General features: G+C 59.5%; 17 protein-coding genes. All 17 read left to right on the plus strand.

Annotated elements, in window-relative coordinates:
• Positions 1–13: 13 nt before the first annotated feature.
• The 17 genes from I8J29_RS04300 (at position 14) to I8J29_RS04380 (ending at position 18,357) form a co-directional block, all read left to right on the plus strand.
• A complete protein-coding gene (locus I8J29_RS04300) occupies positions 14–3,085 on the plus strand; it encodes an alpha-mannosidase (protein WP_208846437.1) in 3,072 nt (1,023 codons plus the stop codon).
• A 302-nt stretch (positions 3,086–3,387) separates the two neighbouring features.
• On the plus strand, positions 3,388–3,567 hold the full coding sequence (locus I8J29_RS04305; RefSeq protein WP_208846438.1) for a hypothetical protein: 180 nt from the start codon (positions 3,388–3,390) through the stop codon (positions 3,565–3,567).
• The gene (locus I8J29_RS04310) at positions 3,555–4,616 is read left to right on the plus strand and encodes a DUF4037 domain-containing protein (RefSeq protein ID WP_208846439.1); all 1,062 of its coding nucleotides are present in this window, start codon (positions 3,555–3,557) and stop codon (positions 4,614–4,616) included. Before I8J29_RS04305 ends, I8J29_RS04310 begins: the two co-directional genes overlap by 13 nt.
• A gap of 264 nt (positions 4,617–4,880) precedes the next feature.
• Positions 4,881–5,735, plus strand: a complete 855-nt coding sequence (locus I8J29_RS04315) for an ABC transporter ATP-binding protein (protein ID WP_208846440.1) — start codon at positions 4,881–4,883, stop codon at positions 5,733–5,735.
• A complete protein-coding gene (locus tag I8J29_RS04320; RefSeq protein WP_208846441.1) occupies positions 5,728–6,390 on the plus strand; it encodes an ABC-2 transporter permease in 663 nt (220 codons plus the stop codon). The genes I8J29_RS04315 and I8J29_RS04320 overlap by 8 nt, the downstream gene beginning before the upstream one ends.
• Positions 6,387–6,752: a GntR family transcriptional regulator gene (locus I8J29_RS04325; RefSeq protein WP_208846442.1), complete on the plus strand. Its 366-nt coding sequence runs from the start codon at positions 6,387–6,389 to the stop codon at positions 6,750–6,752. Before I8J29_RS04320 ends, I8J29_RS04325 begins: the two co-directional genes overlap by 4 nt.
• A 70-nt stretch (positions 6,753–6,822) precedes the next feature.
• Positions 6,823–7,335 carry a DinB family protein gene (locus tag I8J29_RS04330; protein ID WP_208846443.1) on the plus strand — a complete coding sequence of 171 codons (513 nt, stop codon included), beginning with the start codon at positions 6,823–6,825 and terminating at the stop codon, positions 7,333–7,335.
• 215 nt (positions 7,336–7,550) lie between these two features.
• On the plus strand, positions 7,551–8,231 hold the full coding sequence (locus I8J29_RS04335) for a response regulator transcription factor (RefSeq protein WP_208846444.1): 681 nt from the start codon (positions 7,551–7,553) through the stop codon (positions 8,229–8,231).
• The gene (locus tag I8J29_RS04340; protein WP_208846445.1) at positions 8,215–9,525 is read left to right on the plus strand and encodes a sensor histidine kinase; all 1,311 of its coding nucleotides are present in this window, start codon (positions 8,215–8,217) and stop codon (positions 9,523–9,525) included. The genes I8J29_RS04335 and I8J29_RS04340 overlap by 17 nt, the downstream gene beginning before the upstream one ends.
• Before the next feature lie 142 nt (positions 9,526–9,667).
• Positions 9,668–10,150 carry a hypothetical protein gene (locus tag I8J29_RS04345; RefSeq protein WP_208846446.1) on the plus strand — a complete coding sequence of 161 codons (483 nt, stop codon included), beginning with the start codon at positions 9,668–9,670 and terminating at the stop codon, positions 10,148–10,150.
• A gap of 1 nt (position 10,151) precedes the next feature.
• Positions 10,152–10,838 carry a PspA/IM30 family protein gene (locus I8J29_RS04350; protein WP_208846447.1) on the plus strand — a complete coding sequence of 229 codons (687 nt, stop codon included), beginning with the start codon at positions 10,152–10,154 and terminating at the stop codon, positions 10,836–10,838.
• Positions 10,839–11,121: 283 nt separating this feature from the next.
• Positions 11,122–11,826, plus strand: coding sequence for a hypothetical protein (locus tag I8J29_RS04355; RefSeq protein ID WP_208846448.1), 705 nt, complete (start codon positions 11,122–11,124; stop codon positions 11,824–11,826).
• A 327-nt stretch (positions 11,827–12,153) separates the two neighbouring features.
• Positions 12,154–14,001, plus strand: coding sequence for an ABC transporter ATP-binding protein (locus tag I8J29_RS04360; RefSeq protein WP_208846449.1), 1,848 nt, complete (start codon positions 12,154–12,156; stop codon positions 13,999–14,001).
• A complete protein-coding gene (locus I8J29_RS04365; protein WP_208846450.1) occupies positions 13,976–15,805 on the plus strand; it encodes an ABC transporter ATP-binding protein in 1,830 nt (609 codons plus the stop codon). The genes I8J29_RS04360 and I8J29_RS04365 overlap by 26 nt, the downstream gene beginning before the upstream one ends.
• A gap of 104 nt (positions 15,806–15,909) precedes the next feature.
• Positions 15,910–16,317, plus strand: coding sequence for a GNAT family N-acetyltransferase (locus tag I8J29_RS04370; protein ID WP_208846731.1), 408 nt, complete (start codon positions 15,910–15,912; stop codon positions 16,315–16,317).
• 58 nt (positions 16,318–16,375) lie between these two features.
• A complete protein-coding gene (locus tag I8J29_RS04375; RefSeq protein WP_208846732.1) occupies positions 16,376–16,888 on the plus strand; it encodes a P-loop nucleotide/nucleoside kinase family protein in 513 nt (170 codons plus the stop codon).
• Positions 16,889–17,265: 377 nt separating this feature from the next.
• Positions 17,266–18,357: a TolB family protein gene (locus I8J29_RS04380; RefSeq protein WP_208846451.1), complete on the plus strand. Its 1,092-nt coding sequence runs from the start codon at positions 17,266–17,268 to the stop codon at positions 18,355–18,357.
• Positions 18,358–18,411: the final 54 nt, after the last annotated feature.

The raw sequence follows: 18,411 nt of genomic DNA on the forward strand, positions 1-18,411 counted from the left end.
AGGAGCAGACACGTTGAATCCAACCAAAGAGATTGTATTTCATGTCGCTAAGCTGCTGCAGAAGAAGGAACGGCTGCTGTTCACGAAAATCGCCGAGCTGGCATTCGACGGATTCGAGACCCGGGAGCAGCTGTCGATCGGCGAATTGGCGGGCAGGCCGTTCGGGCCGATCGCTCCGGGCGAACGGTGGGGCGGGGATTGGACGTACGGCTGGTTTCGCGCATCGTTCGCGGTGCAGGAGGAAGCCGCGGGCAAACGGCTTGCGGCCGTGCTCGATTACGGCTCGGAAGCGACGGTGTACGTCAACGGCGCCGTGCGCGGAGCCATGGATCTTCAGCACCATGACCTCACGCTGACGCGCAGCGCGCGAGCGGGCGAACGCTACGAGATCGTCGCGGAAGCGTACGCCGGACATGCGGGCGTACGCCCGACGTTCGGCGAATCGCGGGTGTGCGTCTTCGAAGAGGACGTCTATCAGTTCTTCATCGATCTGGAATGCCTGTACGACCTGCGCAATCATATGGACCCGAATGCGCTTCGCGTCGCGGAGATCGACCGCTGCCTGACGCAGGTGTTCGCCGTCTTCGATCGGAGCCTGCGCGGGGAAGCCATGGCGGACAATGCGAAGCGCTGCCGGGCGATCATGGAGCCCCTGCTGGCCTGCGTGAACGGATCGACGTCGCCGCTGCTATATATGATGGGCCAATCCCATCTGGATATCGCCTGGCTCTGGCCGATCCAGGAGACGCAGCGCAAGGTCGCCCGCACGATGTCGAATCAGCTGGCGCTCATGGAAGAATACCCGGAGTACCGGTACGTCCAGAGCCAACCGTACTTGTTCCAGACGGCGAAGGAGCTCTATCCGGAATTGTACGGCCGCATGAAGCGGGCCGTCGCGGAAGGCCGGATCATCCCCGAGGGCGGCATGTGGGTGGAGCCGGACACGAACCTCCCGGGCGGCGAGAGCCTGATCCGCCAGGCGATGCACGGCAAGCGGTTCTTCCGGGAGGAGTTCGGCAAGGACAACGAGATGCTCTGGCTGCCGGACGTCTTCGGCTACTCCGGCAACATGCCGCAAATCATGAAGGGCTGCGGCTTGAACTATTTCGCTTCCGTCAAAATGTTCAATACGTACGACAACGCCGGGGATCCGTTTCCCTACAACACGTTCTACTGGGAAGGGATCGACGGCACCCGCATCCTGTCCCACCTGCTCGATTACGGAGCGAACTATCCGATTCGGATCAACCCGTCCTTCCTGATCGGCCAGTGGAACGACCGCGCGCAGAAAGACGGCATCGCGACCCGGCTGACGCAGTTCGGGCACGGCGACGGAGGCGGGGGCGCCAATCGGGACGACTTGGAATTCATGCGGCGGCTCGAGAACCTGGAGGGCGTCCCCCGCACGAAGCACGGTTCGCCGATCGCGTTCTTCGAAGACGCAGCCAAGCGCGGCGACCCGGTCGCGACTTACGTCGGCGAGCTGTATTATCCGGCGCACCGGGGCACGTACACGACGCAGGCGCCGATTAAGAAGCTGAACCGGCTGACGGAAATCGCGCTGCGGGAGACGGAGCTGTGGGGGGCGGCCGCGCGGCTGTCCGAACGGCGCGCGTATCCGTATGCGGAGCTGGACCGGTTGTGGAAGATTCTGCTGCTGCACCAGTTCCACGATATCCTGCCGGGCTCGTCCATCCATCGCGTCCACGAGGAAGCGCAGGCCGCGCTCGCCGCGTTGAACGAGCAGGTGAACGGACTGGCCGCCGATGCGAGGGATACGATCGCGGGCGCGGGCGGTGCGGGCGTGACGGCATTCAACGCACTGTCGTGGGCGAGGAAGGGACTCGTCGCGCTGCCGGGCGGCGCGAAGGGCATCTCGGACGCGGCCGGACGAAGCCTGCCGGTTCAATGGCACGAAGGCGTCGGCTATGCCGAGGTCGAGGCGCCGTCCATGGGATGGGCCGTCTATACGGTCCGGCAAGAAGAGGCTTCGGCGGAAGCGTCGCCGGCCATCGCGCCGGAACCGGCCGTTCGGGTCTCGGGCAATCGCCTCGAGAACGAATGTCTCGCGATCGTCGTGAACGAACGCGGCGAGCTGGCCAGCATCGTCGACAAAGCGACCGGAACGGAATGGGCGGACGGGAATTGCAACGTCATGCGGATGTACCGCGATCAGCCGTCCGACTTCGACGCGTGGGAGATCGACCGGCGCTATCGCATGGCGATGCTGGAGCTGGACGAGCCGGCCGTCGTATCCGTCGCGGCGAACGGTCCGCTCTTCGCGGCGCTGCGGGTCGAGCGCCGGTTGAACCGGTCGACGCTGATCCAGGAGATCCGCGTCCGTGCCGGCAGCCGGCGGGTCGAGTTCCGGACGACGGTCCATTGGCGGGAAACGAACAAGCTGCTCAAGGTGGACTTTCCCGTTCGCGTGCATGCGGGCGAGTCGATGCAGGAGATTCAGTTCGGGTACGTCAAGCGGCCGAATCACGCCTCGCGTCCGCATGACGCGGACCGGTTCGAGGCCTGCCAGCACAAGTGGTCCGCGCTGGCGGAGACGAACCGCGGCTTCGCGCTGCTGAACGACTGCAAGTACGGCATCTCGGTCGACGGCGGCACGATGAGCCTGACGCTGCTTCGGGCGCCGACCTATCCGGACGAGACGTCCGACCAAGGCACGCACGACTTCACGTACGGCTTCCTCTTCTGGGACGGCTCGTTCTTCGACAGTCCCGTGGTTCGCGAAGCGTACGAGCTGAACGTGCCGTTGACCGTCGCGCGCGGCCGCGCGCGGCTGACGCGCCGATCGTTCTTCGAGACGGATGCCGCAAGCGTCATCGTCGAAACCGTCAAGCTGGCCGAGGACGGATCGGGCGATTGGGTCGTCCGGCTGTACGAGTCGAAGGGCGCTTCGGTGTCCTGCACGCTGCGCGCGGACGTGCCTCTCCATGCGGTCCGCGAAACGAATATGCTGGAAGAACCGATCGCCGCGCCGCCGTTCGACGTCGACGGGAACGCCATCGGGCTGGCGTTCCGGCCGTTCGAAGTAAAGACGATGCGGCTGGCCGTGAACGAAGATCCGCTTTAAGCCGAATACGATCCCCTTACAGGAACCCCCGCCGGGCCATTCGCCCGAACCGGGGGTTTCGCGCGGAAAAACGACAAGAAGCTTACCGATTCGAGAATAATCGTAATTTCGGACGCGTAACCGTCGAACGCTGCGATTACCCGAGAAATAATCGCAAAGAGCCGGGCAATAATCGTGCCGGCCGGCTGGAAACGGCCGCTGCCTTTTGTTCGGTTAACGGGCCGCGCAGCGCAACGAATCGGTCCCCGCTAGCGTCCAATCATGGCAGGAGCCAATACGAACGCGCGTGGATGAAGTCGGTGATGGAGACGGAGATACAAATGGAGATACAGATGGAGACAGAGATGGAGATACAGATGGAGATGGAGTCGGAGACAGAGATGGAGATACAGATAGCGATGGAGATACAGATAGAGATGGAGATAGAGATGGAGATAGAAATGGAGAAGAAGAGGATGGAGGAACAGGCATGGCTTTTATGAAGGGCATCGCGTTATGTCGTCGATTTCATCTCGACGTCGTGGAACCGGTCATGAAGGACGCATATGCAGGCGTGCCGTATTCGTCGGCGCTGCTCGGACCGGGCAGCGAAGTGTTGGGCTACGATACGGAGATGTCCGCGGATCACGATTGGGTTCCCCGGGTCTATCTGTTTCTGGACCAAGGCGATTTCGGGCATGCGGAATCGATCCGGGCTTCGCTGCGCGAACGGGCGCCCGAAAGATTCTATGGGTATCCCGTTGACGTTCGGAAGACCGTGATTACGACGGTGCCGCGGTTCATCGAGCATGGCCTGGGGATGAAGGGAGACATCGAACCCCTCGACTGGCTGACGTTTCCTTCGCAGGCCCTGCTCGAAATCACCCGGGGGGACGTGTTCCGGGACGATCATGGCCGGCTCTCCGCCTTGCGCAAGCAGTTCGCGTACTATCCGCGCGAGGTGTGGCTGTATCTCCTCGCCTCCGCCTGGCAGCGAATCGGCCAGGAAGAGCATCTCATGCCGCGCGCGGGCTGCATCGGCGACGAGCTCGGCTCCGCGATCATCGCTTCGCGACTCGTCCGCGATCTCATCCACCTCTGCTTCCTCATGGAGCGTCAATATGCGCCCTATCCCAAGTGGCTGGGAACCGCATTCAAACGGCTGAAGTGCGCCGATCGCATCTCGCCCTGCCTGTGGACCGCCCAGACGGCCGCGACATGGCGAGCGCGCGAACAGGCGTTCAATCAAGCCTGCGCGCATGCGGCCCGGATGCATAACGCGCTCGGAATTACCGAGACGGTTCCCGAGGAGGCATCGCCCTTTTACGATCGCCCCTTCAACGTCATGCACGGCGAACGAATCGCGAGCCTGATCGCCGCTCGAATCGCGGATCCGGCCATTCAACGGCTGGCCGCCCGCCGGTTGATCGGAAGCATCGATCAAATCACGGACAACACGGATTTCAGGAAATTGCATACATGGCCGGAGTGCGAGGGCGAATCCGCCAGAGTAACGTTGAAGAAGCTTTATGACCCCGGTAATAAGGATTAACGAGCGCGCCGTAAGCCGGTTATGCGGAAGCATCCGTACCCGAAGCGGCGGCGCAACTTTGTTGGCGACAGCCAACTAAGTGCGATTGCGACTCATAGCAAATGGCCATCGGACCGGCAGAGATCTGCCGGTTTTGTTAGGTCTGCCAACATGGGGAACTGAAGAAAATCGCGCTTCTTAAGCATAAATGTCATTGACTTCCTTTTTCTCGCGCGTTATATTGTGAATATACGATATGCACAATTATGTGAGGAGGCACGTGATATGCTGGCCTTGGACATTCGGAACTTAACGAAGCACTATCCGCAATTTCAATTAAGGGACGTCTCTTTTCAGCTGGAGCAAGGGTATATTATGGGCTTTATCGGCGCCAACGGCGCGGGGAAAACGACCACGATCAAATTGATGATGAACATGATCCGCGCGGATGGCGGAGAGGTCCGCATTCTGGGCAAGAACATGGCCGAACGCGAACTCGAGTTGAAACAAGAGATCGGCTGCGCGTTCGGCGGCATCGAATTTTATGCCCGCAGCAAAATCAAAACCTTGACCGATACGATCAAGCGGTTCTATCAGCATTGGGACGAAGCCGCCTATTCCGGCTATCTGCGGCGATTCAAATTGAATGAGAACAAGAAGGTCGCCGAATTGTCGACGGGGATGAAGGTCAAGTACAGTCTCGCGCTCGCCTTGTCCCACGGCGCCAAGCTGCTGATCCTCGACGAACCGACGAGCGGGCTCGACCCGGTGGCGAGAGACGATTTGCTGGATCTATTTCAGGAGCTTGTCGCCGGCGGGGAGATCAGCATTCTTTTCTCGACCCATATTACCTCCGACCTGGAGAAATGCGCGGACTTCATCACCTTTATCGCGGACGGTCAGATCATGCACAGCGCCGACAAAGAAGCGTTCAAGGAGACCTACCGCTTGCTGAGCGGCGACGAAAGCCGGCTGAACCTGGTGAAGGAACGGATGATTGCCTACAAAATCAATTCGTTCGGCTTTACGGGATTAATCCGCTCGGCGGACTTCGTTCCCCATCCCGGCATCCAAGCAGCCACGCCGAGTCTCGAGGAAATCATGATCTATTTCGCGAAGAAGGAGCAAGCTTATGTATAACTTGGTGATAAAGGATTTGAAAATAGGCATCCAGCCGATCTTTTTCGTCATGCCGTTTTTATTAGGGATGTTAATGCTCATTCCGAGCTGGATCTATTTTATCGTGCCGATGTATTTTTTCTGGATATCGGTCCCGGGCATATTCGGCAACTTCAGGGCGCAAAACGACTTGCTGTTCACGACGATGATGCCCGTAACCAAGCCAGATATGGTGAAAGCAAGGGTCTTCGTGATCATCATCCTGGAGATGCTGCACGTCGGATTCGCGGTCATCTTCGGTCTGATCCATGATCTGGTCTACTCGAGCATGAACATCACGTACTATTTCTTCGCCCCGACCATGGGTTTCTGGGGACTCTGCATGGTGATTATGGCGATCTTCAACCTCGTCTTCCTCCCCATGTACTACAAGACGGCGTACAAATACGGCGGGGCGCTCGGCATGGCCGTCGCGGCCGCGATGATATTCGCCGGCATCGCGCAATGGCTGGGCATTCAGATACCAACGCTGTTCGACGTCTTCAACGTGTCCGTCGCGGATCATCTCGCGGTTCACGCCCTTATCCTGATCGCCGGCATCGCCATCTTTGCGATTTTCACTCTGATTGCCTACCGCGTTGCGGCGAAACGCTTCCTCAACGTGGAACTTCTATGAACGTCTCGATCTCGAACGCGTCGGAAAAACCGATTTACCAACAGTTATTCGAACAGATCAGCGCGCAGATATTGCGAGGCGAGCTTCCGAGCGGCTATGTCCTGCCGCCGATCCGGCAGGCCGCCTTGGAGCTTCGCGTGAGCGTCATCACCGTCAAGAAAGCGTGGGAGGAGCTGGAGCGATGCGGCTTGATCCACACCGTCACCGGCAAGGGCTGCTTCGTCGCCGAGTTTTCGCCCGAGAAGATGCGGGGCATCCGCGATGAAATGATCCTGAAGCAAATGGAAAGCGACGCGGCCTACTACAAAACCTTCGGCCTCACCTTGGAGGAAGCGATCGCGCTGTGGAAGAAGATTTATTGAGCGGGCTGCGCGGCGCCATGGGAGGCCGGACAATGAAGAAATCGAAATCAGCGGGGAGGGGATCCAATTCATGAACGACGCATCGGCTGTTATCGCGCAATACTTGCGGAATCTGGACGGCTATTCGATCGAGCAATTGCGATACAAGTGCGACGAAGACGTATGGTCGCTCGGGCAAATGCATATCCACGTGATCGAAGTGGCGAAAGAGTACATGGACCATATGGAAACCTGCGCCAAGGCGGCGCATGAATCGTCCGAAGGCAAGACGGCGGACGGCGCGAAGGCGCTCGCGGAGCAAGCATGGCCCAATATTCGGGTGAAGCTCGAGGAACCGCCCAACGCGACGCGCAATCCCGAGAGCAAGGACGAGATCAGAGCGGGGCTGGAACACGTACTCGAGAGGGTGGCTTATTGGGCGGGTCGCGCCGAGGAGACGAATCCGGCCTGCAAGGTGCGCCATGGCTGGTTTGGCTGGCTCAACGCCCGCGAGTGGCTGACGATGGTCGGCATGCACGGCAGGCACCATTTGCGCCAAAAGGCGGTGCTGGACGAGAAACTGGCGGAGGCGGGATTAAGATAGACCGCGTCTCTGCCGTTTCTTCCGTCTCTGCCGTTTTGCCGCCCGCGTATGTCCGCTAGCAGATTATTCGACTATAGCGCTGGATGCCGGCGGCAGTCCGAGACTTGATTTCCGGTCTTCGGCTGCCGCTGTTTTTTTCGCGGTTTTTACCGACCTTTTACCGTTTGTTTGGTATCATAAACTATTATTCGAAGGTAGCGAAGGTGAGCGTACGCGTGAATATTTTATTGGCGGAAGACGATAAGAAGCTCGGCAAACTCGTCAAATACATGCTGGAGAAGAAGGGCGGCTACCACGTCGATTGGGTGGAGAACGGCGAGGATGCGCTCGATTATGCCCGAGGGTCGGCGTACGACGTGCTCATCCTGGATTGGATGATGCCGCTCATGGACGGGGTCGAGGTCTGCAAGCGGCTGCGCGGCTGCAATTACGGGCAAGCGATCGTGCTCTTGACGGCGAAGGATGCGCTGCAGGATAAAATCTTCGGGCTCGACGCGGGTGCCGACGACTACCTGACCAAGCCCTTCGAGATGGACGAGCTGCTCGCCCGTCTTCGCGTGCTGACCCGGCGGAACTTTGCCCCCAGGCAGTCGGACAGCGTGACGTTCGGGCGGTTCGCGCTCGATCGCGCCTCGCGCCGGCTATCGCGGGACGGCGCGGAGATTCCGCTGAGCCCGAGGGAATACCAGCTGCTCGATTTCTTCCTGCAGAATACCGGCAACGTGCTGACGCGAGAGGCGATTCTCGATCGCGTCTGGGGGATCGGCAGCGAGGTCTCCTACAAGAACGTGGACATCACCGTGAAGATGCTTCGGGACAAGCTGGACGATTCCGCGGGGGAACCGTTCATTCACAGCATCAGGGGGGTCGGCTACCGGTTTGAAATGGACGCTTAAAAAGGGAAAGAAACGCGACCTGTTCCAATACACGCAGCGGAAGCTCACGGTGACCTACACCTGGCTCATCGTGCTGTTTTTGGCGCTGTTCGCGATCATCGTATCGTTGTTCTTCCTCTTCATGGCCTACCGGGAGCAGAGCGATTCGCTCCGTTCGACCCTGTACGCGACCGAGGACGGCCGCGTTGTCGTGCCCGATTTGGCGTTCGGCCGCAGCGATGAATTGTACTTCTATTATGTGCTGGATCAGCGCGGACACGTGCTCGCGGGGAGCGATGCCGTCCCGCAGCTTGGCGAACGCAATCGGGCGCGGATGGCGAAGTGGCAGCCGGACGGGGATGCGTTCCGGCTGCGCTGGCAGCCCGAAGAGGCGCAGCGCGTCGGGACCATGACGGTCCGAACGGACGACCGGCTGCTCTTCGTAGGCGCGCATCCGATCATGACGACGACCGGGCCGGCGACGATCTACGCGGCGAAGGACGTCACGTTTTACTGGGATATCCTCCGGAATCTGCTCCTCGTGTTCATCCTGATTCTGATTGTGTTCATCATTGCGGCCGTCAAGCTGAGCGCTGCGATGTCCCAAAAAGCGATGATTCCGATTCAGCGAACGTTCAAGCACCAGCAGCAATTTCTGGCGGATGCCTCGCATGAGCTGAGAACGCCGCTCAGCATCATGAACACGTCCCTCGATGTGATCGAGCTGGAGAACGCGGAGACCATCACGCCGTATTCGAAGGAAGTCGTATCGGATATGAAGGAAGAGATCGGCCGGATGAGCCGCATGCTGCGGGATCTCCTGATGCTGGCCCGGTCCGACGCCGGCTCGGTCGAGTTCGAGATGGCCGCGTTCGACATGGTGCCGAAGCTGCGACAGTGGGTGCTTGCCTTCGAAAGCGTGGCGCAGAAGAAGGGGATCGCGCTGCGGACGATGTTCCCGGACGCGCTGACCGTGAAGGGCGATTCGGAGCGGCTGAAGCAGCTGGTCTATATCCTGCTGGATAATGCGATCAAATACACGCCCGAGGGAGGCAAGGTCGACGTCGGGCTCGACCCCAACCCGAGGCAGTGGCGAATCATCGTCCGGGACAGCGGCATCGGCATCGCCGAGACGGACCAGCCGCGCATCTTCGACCGGTTCTACCGGGTCGAGAAGCATCGTTCGCGCGAAGAAGGCAGCGCCGGGCTTGGACTCGCGATTGCCAAACAGATCGTGGTCGCCCACCGGGGTTCGGTCGTGCTCGAGAGCGCGCCCGGGAAAGGAAGCACGTTTTCGGTGGAATTTCCCGTGTAGCGGGCGAAGCGGCATGCCGGCCTTGCGCTCCGGAAGTCGAAGCTCGCCGAAAATCATTGGCCCTTTACCGTACTTTTACCAACGTTCCCTATAGTGAGTCCTGTAGAGACAAGAATCCCATTAAGGAAAGGATGATTCCAGCATGAGCCGCATGAGACCCTGGGTAAAAAAAGCGCTGCTCGCAGCCGTCATCGTCGTAGCCGTCGGAGCCGGCTTCGGCACGGTGGCGCACGAGCGCGAGAGTGACGTAACGAAGGTCGTGAGGGTGAGTCAGGAGCTGCCCGGCCGGCCTGCAGGCGACGTGAAGGTAGAAATAAGGGGCGGCGAAGGCGCGGCTGTGCCGGCGCCGCCGGGTGTTGGCGCAGCCATTCCGGTACCGCCGATCGCGCCGATGATTCGGGAGGGCGGCACGCATATCGAGCTGGGTCATGAGCATGGCATCGGTCCCGGCCTAGCGGTGGGCGGCGCGCTGTTGCTCGCCGGCGCGCTCTTGTTCTGGATGAGCAGCCGGGGCAAACGAGCGAGCGTCGCGGACGGGGCGAACGGGCTTGCCGGCATTCCGTCGGCCTCGGACTTCCTGGACCAATGGGAATTGCAGCAAAACCAAACGAAGGAGTCGAAGTAGGATGGGGATCTTCAAGCGCGTCAAGGATGTGTTTCTCGCCGAAACCAACGAGCTGATCGACAAGTGCGAGAAGCCGCTTCATATGGTGAATCAATACATGCGGGAATTCGGCGTCGAGCTGGAAAAAGGGCAGCGGGCGCTGGCGCGCCAGCTGTTCATCGAGAAGCGGCAAGCGGCGCTGATCGCGAATGCCGAGACGGCGGCCGAGAAGCGGGAGCGCCAAGCGCGGCTCGCGGTGAGCCGGGGCGAGGATCAGATCGCGAAGCTGGCGCTGCAGGAGAAGCTGCTGGAGGAGAGGAAGCTGGCCGTCTACCGCGAGCAGTACGGCGCGATTCAGGAACAAACGAAGGTGCTGGAGGAGCGCATCGCTCAGCTGCAGGCGCAATCGGAGGAGTACCAGCACCGCCGGCTGCTGCTCGAATCCCGCGTGAACGTGGCCAGCTCCCTGAAGGAGCTGAACCAGCGCGCCGTCGCGTTTCGGACGGACGGCATCGTCAGAGGATTCGCCCGCGCGGAGGAGCGGGTGCTGCTGATCGAGGCGGAGCTGGAGGCCATGAATCGCTTCAGCGCGCCCGCCAAGCGGTCCGCGCCGCAGTATCTCGATCCGACGCTTACGGCGGAGATCGAATCGTCGCTGGCGGCGTTGAAGCAACCGCTCGCGGCAGAGCCGCTGCCGGCGGCGGAGTAAGCGGCAGAGCCTCAGCCGTCGGCGGAACAGCGGCAAGCATACGACGCGAAGTAGAAAACCGGCAGAATCCGCCGGTTTTTTTCTTGTCCGCTTGTTCGCTTGTCCGCTTGTGCACTACCCTCGATTGTCGAAGCACGTGAGAGGCTTGTCTAGGAACTTTAATCATTTCAACGATTTATTAACATGATATGGATCGAAAGACGTATGAAAAAGAAGCTTGGCTGCGCTATACTCTTCCCGACATGACCAATCGTTTCTATAAGAAAGGATGAAGAGGGAGTTTATGAAAAAGAAGTTAGCGCTGATGTTTCTTGCAACTGCCCTTACCAGCTCCGTGGGATCCGCTTATGCCGCAACGAATTTGGAACCGATCAAGGCCTTTTTCAATCGGAGCGCGACCTTCGTCTTAAACGGCGAGCTCTGGCAGCCGAAGGACGACAAGGGAAAGCCGATGTCCGCGATCGTGTATAACGGAGCGAATTACTTGCCGGTCCGCGCGCTGTCCGAAGCGCTGAAAATCCCGATCAAGTACGACGCCGCCAGCCAAAAAGTGTACATCGGGGCGGTACCGGGCGAGAAGACGCCGATCTTCGCCATGCCGATGGAAATCGACAACGTCTATGCGGTGCTGTCCAAAGACCCCGCGGAGACGAAGGTGAAGGATAAACAGTACAAGCAAGTCTTGAAGATCGATCAATACGGCGATATTACGTTTACGATCGACCGGCAATACAAGAAGCTCTATTTGGATGCCGCCGTCGTCGACCCGGGCGAATACGACGTGGAGTTTTCGCTCTACAATGCGGGGGAAGCGGCGGGCAATACGGCCTCTACCGTCCTCGAGACGCAATCCGTGAGTCCGAAGGACGCGGTCAAGCGGCTTGCGTTTGACGTGGCGGGTCTCGATAAAATCAAGATCCATGTCCAGAGCCATAATTTAAATCCGTATATTTACGCAAGGATCGTCGATACGTCCTATTTCGAATAACGAACGCGCGGCGACGCGCCAACCCAAGCGTCATCGGCCATCTCCGCAGCATTCGTTCTTTGGTCTTGCCTGCGCCAAACCTCTTCAAGACGTTAAATAAACCTGCACCCCGAATTACCGTCGGATGACCGCGGACGATTCGGGGTGTTTTGCGTGGAGCTAGGCGAACGGACCTTGGCTGCCGCGGGCGCTCCCGCGGCCTTTCCTCATTCTACCGCCGGTTGAATATCCGCGCTCAACCAGCGCTTGATAGGTTGGCATTGGCCGCGTGTGCTATGCTGAATCTCGACATTGCGTTTCTCCTAAATTTTAGAAGGAGGTTTTAGCGTGACCACACCAATTAAGAGGACGTACTCCGCTTGGTCGAACATTCTGTATTCCATGCGGCTGCACTGGCGGGCAAGACCGCTGACGCTGATGTGCTGCGCGGTCTCGGCGCTTGTCGGGGTCGGGTTTCCCTTCGTCAGCATCCTGATGCCCAAAATCGTCATCGACAACCTGACGGAAGGCGTCGCGCCAAGCGAGTTTATTCTGTCGGTCGGCGGCCTGGCGCTTCTGCTGGCCGCGCTGAGCGGCGCGAAAAGCTACGCCGACCTCATCACCCATGAATCCGTCGGGACGATCAGCATCTTGAAGCACCTTCAAACCATCATGCATAAGCATCTGCATATGGACTACGAGGTGCTGGAAAGCCCGGGCTACGCGAAGCTGGGCGAGAAGGCGTGGCGCGCCATGCAAAGCAATCACTCGCCTGCCTCCAACATACCGCGGAACCTGTCGCAGCTCTTGATGAACGTGCTCGGTTTGCTGGCCTACGGAACGGTGATCGGTTCGGTACATCCCCTGATCCTGCTCCTGCTCGCCGTTTCGGCCGGCATCAACTGGCTTGCGCTCGCCCGCGCCCGCAAGATCGAGCGGAACACGCGGGAAGAGCGGTCCAAGCTGCAAGGGCGGCTCCGGTATCTCCAGCAGGCCTCGAAGGAGCCGTCCGGCGGCAAAGACGTGCGGCTCTACGACCTAAGCCGCTTAATCCGCGGTCTCTTTCAAAACGCGCTCGGCACCTGCACCGAACAAGAGCGGAAGGTCGCGACGGGCGATATGAAGGCTCAGCTCGCGGATGCGGCGCTCAGCTTGCTCCGCGACGGTGCCGCGTATGCGTTTCTGATCTATTTGGTGATGCACGGCGAGATGACCCTGGGCAATTTCGTGCTCGTCTTTGCCGCCATCGGCGCGTTCGCGGGCTGGTTGTCGGGGATCTTGACGAGCTCCAGCGACCTGATGCGCGCGTTAAGCGAGATGTCGGACATCCGCGACTACCTGGATGTCCCGGATCTTTCCAATACCGGTGCCGGCCACGCGCTGCCGTCCGGCGATCGGCTGCCTCCCGCGATTACGCTGCGCAACGTCGGCTACACCTATCCGGATGCCGGGAAACCGACGCTTAGCGGCATCGATCTGGCGATCGAGCCGGGCGAGCGCATCGCCATCGTCGGGGCGAACGGAGCGGGGAAGACGACGTTGATCAAGCTCTTATGCGGACTATATCGGCCCACGCGCGGCGAGATCGCGCTCGGCGGCGTCGACGTGACGCGCTACAACCGGGACGAGTATTTTTCGCTCTTCTCGACGGTGTTCCAGGATATTCATCTCTTCTGCTGCGATATCGCCGGCAACGTCTCGCAGCAGCCCCCGGATCGGACGGATGACGCGAACGTAGCGAAAAGCCTGGTCATGGCCGGATTGATGGAGAAGGTAAGCGGGCTGGAGAAGGGGGCATCGACGCTGCTCGTACGCCGGGTCCACGCCGACGCCATCGAGCTCTCCGGCGGCGAGAAGCAGAAGCTGGCGCTGGCGCGCGCGCTGTATAAAGACGCGCCGGTCATCATCTTGGACGAACCCACGGCCGCGCTCGACCCTATCGCCGAGAGCGAGATCTACCAGCGCTACGCCGAGCTGACCGCGGGCCGCACCTCGATTTATATTTCCCACCGGCTGGCCAGCACGCGATTCTGCGACCGGATTCTGCTCATGGACGGCGGCCGCATCGCCGAGTGCGGCACGCACGACGAGCTGATGCGCGCCGGCGGGAAGTATGCCGAGATGTTCCGCGTGCAGGCTCACTATTATAAGGACGGGGAGGTTGCCGACCATGAAGAAGCGTTCCATCTGGCATAATCTGCGCCGCGGCTACGGCATTGTTCATCGCTTGACGCCCGCCTACATCCCGCTGACCATCGTCTCGTCTTTCATCAAAGCGGTTCAGCCGTTGACGGTGCTCTACTTGTCCGCCCGGATCATCAACGAGCTGGCCGGCGAGCGCGACGCCGGGCGCATCGCGCTGTATGCCGCGCTTGCCGTCGGATTGGCATTTGCCGGTTCGGCGATCCAGGCCGCGGCGACGCGCCGGATCACGACCTTGAACAGCACGTTGTGGACGCGGTTCTACTTTTTCCTGGGCAAGCGCTATATGGAGCTGAATTACGATCAAGTGGAGGATACAAGGAATAACGAACGGTTGGCGGATATCGAAGCCAAGACGAACGGCAACGGCCTCGGGATCCTGCGCCTGCACTACAGTCTGCCGGAGCTGCTGCAAGCCCTGTTCGAGCTGGCGGGATCGATCCTTCTGTGTTTCGGGATGTTTACCGCCGCGTCTTCCTTCGAGCACGCGTTTATCACCTCTCCGCTCGCCACCGGGTTGCTGATTCTTTTGATCCTGTTCAACCTTCCTTTCACCTATGCGCTGAAGAAGCGGGAGAAGCGGATTCAAAAGAAGGTGTTCGAGGAAAATCCGAAGTCGAATACGTACGTGCATTTCTTCAACGAATACATGCAATCCAAAAACGCCGCCAAGGACATTCGCCTCTATAAGCAGGCGCAGGCGATCGAGGATCACTACAATCAATCGGTCGGCGCGGAGTTCTGGTACCGGATCTTCGACTTGTTCGGCAAGAACAACGCCTTGGCGGCGGCGATGAATGCCGTGCTGGGCGGCTGCGTCTATCTCTTCATCGGGCTGCGCGCGCTCTACGGCATGTACCCCTTGGGCAGCGTGGTGCAATATATCGGCGCGGTGACGGGCGCCGTCGGCGCGCTGGCCAAACTGGTCTCGGTGCTCGGCAATTATATGACGAACAACCCGTATCTCAGCCTCGCGTTCGATTACCTCGACCTGCCGGACCACCTGCAGCAGAGCAAAGGCAGCCGGCCGATTCCGCAAGAAGGACTGGAATTCGAGTTTCGCGACGTGTCGTTCAAGTACCCCGGATCCGACGACTACGCCATCAAGCGCCTCAGCATGACGCTGACGATCGGCGAACGGCTGGCCGTCGTGGGGCTGAACGGCAGCGGCAAGACGACGATGATCAAGCTCCTGTGCCGGCTCTATGAACCGACGGAGGGCGTAATCACGTTAAACGGCGTGGATATTCGGGACTACGACTATGCGGCGTATATGGGCGCGTTCAGCGTCGTGTTTCAAGACTTTAAGCTGTACGCCTTCTCGCTCGGCCACAACGTTGCCGCCTCCGAGCGCTACGACGCCGCAGCGGCGGAAGCGTCGCTTATCATGGCGGGGCTTGGCGACAAGCTGAAGAAGCTGCCTCAAGGGCTGCATACTTACTTGCATAAGGATTATTCCGACGAGGGCGTGGAGATTTCGGGAGGCGAGGCGCAGAAGATCGCGCTCGCGAGAGCATTGTACAAGAACGCGCCGTTCGTCATCCTGGACGAACCGACGGCGGCGCTGGATCCGATCGCGGAGTTCGAAATTTATTCGCGCTTCAATGAGCTCATCGGCGGCAAATCGGCTATCTTCGTCTCGCACCGGCTCTCGTCCTGCCGGTTCTGCCACGACATCGCCGTGTTTCACGAGGGCCGGCTTATTCAACGCGGCTCCCATGACGAGCTCATCGCCGACCGGAGCGGCAAATACGCCGAGCTCTGGAATGCGCAGGCGCAATATTATGTCGGGGCGTGAACGCATACTGATGTCGTTGCTATAATGAATCGTAACCAAGCCAAAACCGAAGGAGTTCATTTCGATTGGGAATCCGCATCATTGACTATGATCCGTCTTACGCGATGCCGACGGTTGCGATGTGGCGAGCGAGCAAGCAGCAGGCAATCGGGCAGGAAGCGATCCATTCCTTTGACGACCATGTTTACTTTCTGAATCATATCCTCGTCGCGACGAATAAAGTGCTGCTTGCCATGGAATCGTCCGGTGAGCAGGTGGCAGGCATCCTTGCCTGCAATCCGAATTGGGTGAATCAGCTCTACGTTCATCCGGAGCATCAGGGGAAAGGGATCGGGAAGACGCTTCTCGACCTGGCCAAGCAGCAAGCGGACGAACGGCTCTATTTATACACGTTCGAAGTCAATCGGAAGGCCCAACGATTTTATGAACGGAACGGATTTCGGATCGTGGGAAGAGGACGCGAGAACGAAGAGCAGCTGGAAGATATTCGGTATGAATGGATCAAGCCTTGAAGAAAAAACGGCAAGGCGAACGCAAGAATCGAAGGGTAAAGAAAAGGAGTCGAGGTTCATGCTCCATATATTCAGCGGGCTGCCGGGCACCGGGAAGTCCACGTTATCTTCGGCGCTTGCCAGAGCGCTTGGGGCAGTCTATCTTCGGGTCGATGTCGTGGAGCATGCCTTGCGGGAGACCGGCATAAGCGTCGATGGACCCGAGGGCTACAACGTATGTTATGCGGTTGCGCTGCAAAATCTGCGTCTCGGGCTCGACGTGGTTGCCGACACGGTCAATCCGATCCCATTGACCCGCCAGGCTTGGCGTAACGTGGCAGAGTCGCTTGATCTGCCGTATGCGGAGATCGAAGTGATCTGCTCCGACGCGTCCGTACATCGGCATCGAGTCGAGTCTCGCGAAACCGATATTCCCGGTTTTGCGCTGCCAACGTGGGAGCAGGTCAGTGAACGACGCTACGAAGTTTGGGATCGGGAACGCATTGTGATCGATACGGCTCATGCTACGGTCGCCGAAAGTTTGAAGACCTTAATGGATCAATTGGTTCGAATCGACGAGGAAGCCAATTGATCGCACGATCGGATCCGCTGCGGCCGGCGTACGGGCCGAGGGCTGCGACAGGCGCGCGCAAGCGACCCGTTGCGGCCCTTTTTCATGGCGGAATTGACAGATTCTCGATTAGGTGATCGGAAGAGAACGCGATCGGATTCGGAGCAGAGAGGAGATCATCATGTCACGGCAATCGCCGAAAGCAGCCGGTCATTCGTGACCGGCTATTGTTGTGCTTGGGCCGCCGCGCAACAATCCCGACACGTTTATTTACAACTTCGAAACAATCGTTTCTTTTTTTGGAACAAGGATTTGATACAGTGTTCATGTGATCGATCGCGGGTGCAAGAAACGATGGACGCGAAAATGGGAATCACAGATAAAAAGGAGAGAATGACATGCTTCGAATGATGACCGCAATGAAACTGATCCCGGTGCTGTCCGCCGCCTGCCTGTTCACGGCTTGCGCGGGAGGAGGGAACGAACCGAAAATAACCGTCGTCGACGATGCCGGCAGCCAGGCGGGAGAGCCCGGCGTGTCCGTCGAAAATATCGTCCGCTTGGATCAGGCGGAAATCATGGATTGGGTGGATGAGCATACGATTATTGTCTCGAAGGAAAACGAAGCCTTGGGGAAGATGTCCCTGGCGGAGCTCGCGGATTCGTATCCCCGAAGTCTATATCTGTATGACCTCGATACGCGCAAATACACGCTGCTGAAGCAGCAGAAGAATACGCACTTGGGCGGGGCCGTTCTGTCGCCCGACAAGAAGCACTTGATCTATGCCGAATATTCGCTCGGCGATCCCGTCTATGCGGTCATGAATATGGAGACCAAGGACGCGTTCCGGTTGACCGGAGAGCCGATCGGAGGAGCCGCCAGCGCCAAATGGGCCGACTCCGCTACGATCGTAGGGACGGCATACAGCGGAGGCGCGTATCTCGCGACCTTGGACGGCCGGATCACGGCGGTCGGCCAGCTGGATGAGACGGGCTTGTATATCGTGGAGAAGATCGGAGACACGCTCTATTACAACACGCAATCCGATGCGTCGCTCAAGGCGCTGAACCTCGCGACCAAGGAGACGTCGAGCCTGAACCTCGACAACGTGACGAACGTCCTGCCTTCGCCGGACGGCCGCCAGCTGCTGGTGCTGCAAGTCAACGGCTCCCAAACGACCCTCAAGCTCTGCGACAAGAGCGGGAAAGTCGAGCGGACGATCGCCGAGGGGACGGAGCTGAGCGGCATCTCGTGGTCGCCGGATCAACGCGTCATCGCCTACGGTCTGAAAGCCGACGCGAGCGGCGCGGCCGTCAAAGGTCTCTATCTGTACGATATGCTGGCCGACAAGTCCACCCGGATCGCCGTCGACGTCGAACCGGTCACCAGCGCTTGGAGTCCTTCCGGCGAGCGGCTCGTCTATGCGGAATGGAACGGGAAGCCGTACCGGAGCGGCATCGTCGACATCGATTATTCCTTGCGGCGTTAACCGCGGCAGCATGAAGCCGGCCCGTCCGTTGCCCTCGCAGGCGGCGGACGGGCC

The organism is Paenibacillus artemisiicola, from assembly GCF_017652985.1.
In the GTDB taxonomy this organism is placed as follows: Bacteria; Bacillota; Bacilli; order Paenibacillales; family Paenibacillaceae; genus Paenibacillus_Z; species Paenibacillus_Z artemisiicola.

What these genes read in the sequence shown, in the direction of transcription:
- I8J29_RS04345 (WP_208846446.1), top strand. Translation starts at nt 9,668, where the DNA reads ATGAGCCGCATGAGACCCTGGGTAAAAAAAGCGCTGCTCGCAGCCGTC.
- I8J29_RS04365 (WP_208846450.1), top strand. Translation starts at nt 13,976, where the DNA reads ATGAAGAAGCGTTCCATCTGGCATAATCTGCGCCGCGGCTACGGCATT.
- I8J29_RS04355 (WP_208846448.1), top strand. Translation starts at nt 11,122, where the DNA reads ATGAAAAAGAAGTTAGCGCTGATGTTTCTTGCAACTGCCCTTACCAGC.
- I8J29_RS04320 (WP_208846441.1), top strand. Translation starts at nt 5,728, where the DNA reads ATGTATAACTTGGTGATAAAGGATTTGAAAATAGGCATCCAGCCGATC.
- I8J29_RS04310 (WP_208846439.1), top strand. Translation starts at nt 3,555, where the DNA reads ATGGCTTTTATGAAGGGCATCGCGTTATGTCGTCGATTTCATCTCGAC.
- I8J29_RS04315 (WP_208846440.1), top strand. Translation starts at nt 4,881, where the DNA reads ATGCTGGCCTTGGACATTCGGAACTTAACGAAGCACTATCCGCAATTT.
- I8J29_RS04325 (WP_208846442.1), top strand. Translation starts at nt 6,387, where the DNA reads ATGAACGTCTCGATCTCGAACGCGTCGGAAAAACCGATTTACCAACAG.
- I8J29_RS04380 (WP_208846451.1), top strand. Translation starts at nt 17,266, where the DNA reads ATGCTTCGAATGATGACCGCAATGAAACTGATCCCGGTGCTGTCCGCC.
- I8J29_RS04330 (WP_208846443.1), top strand. Translation starts at nt 6,823, where the DNA reads ATGAACGACGCATCGGCTGTTATCGCGCAATACTTGCGGAATCTGGAC.
- I8J29_RS04350 (WP_208846447.1), top strand. Translation starts at nt 10,152, where the DNA reads ATGGGGATCTTCAAGCGCGTCAAGGATGTGTTTCTCGCCGAAACCAAC.
- I8J29_RS04375 (WP_208846732.1), top strand. Translation starts at nt 16,376, where the DNA reads ATGCTCCATATATTCAGCGGGCTGCCGGGCACCGGGAAGTCCACGTTA.
- I8J29_RS04370 (WP_208846731.1), top strand. Translation starts at nt 15,910, where the DNA reads ATGCCGACGGTTGCGATGTGGCGAGCGAGCAAGCAGCAGGCAATCGGG.
- I8J29_RS04305 (WP_208846438.1), top strand. Translation starts at nt 3,388, where the DNA reads ATGGAGACGGAGATACAAATGGAGATACAGATGGAGACAGAGATGGAG.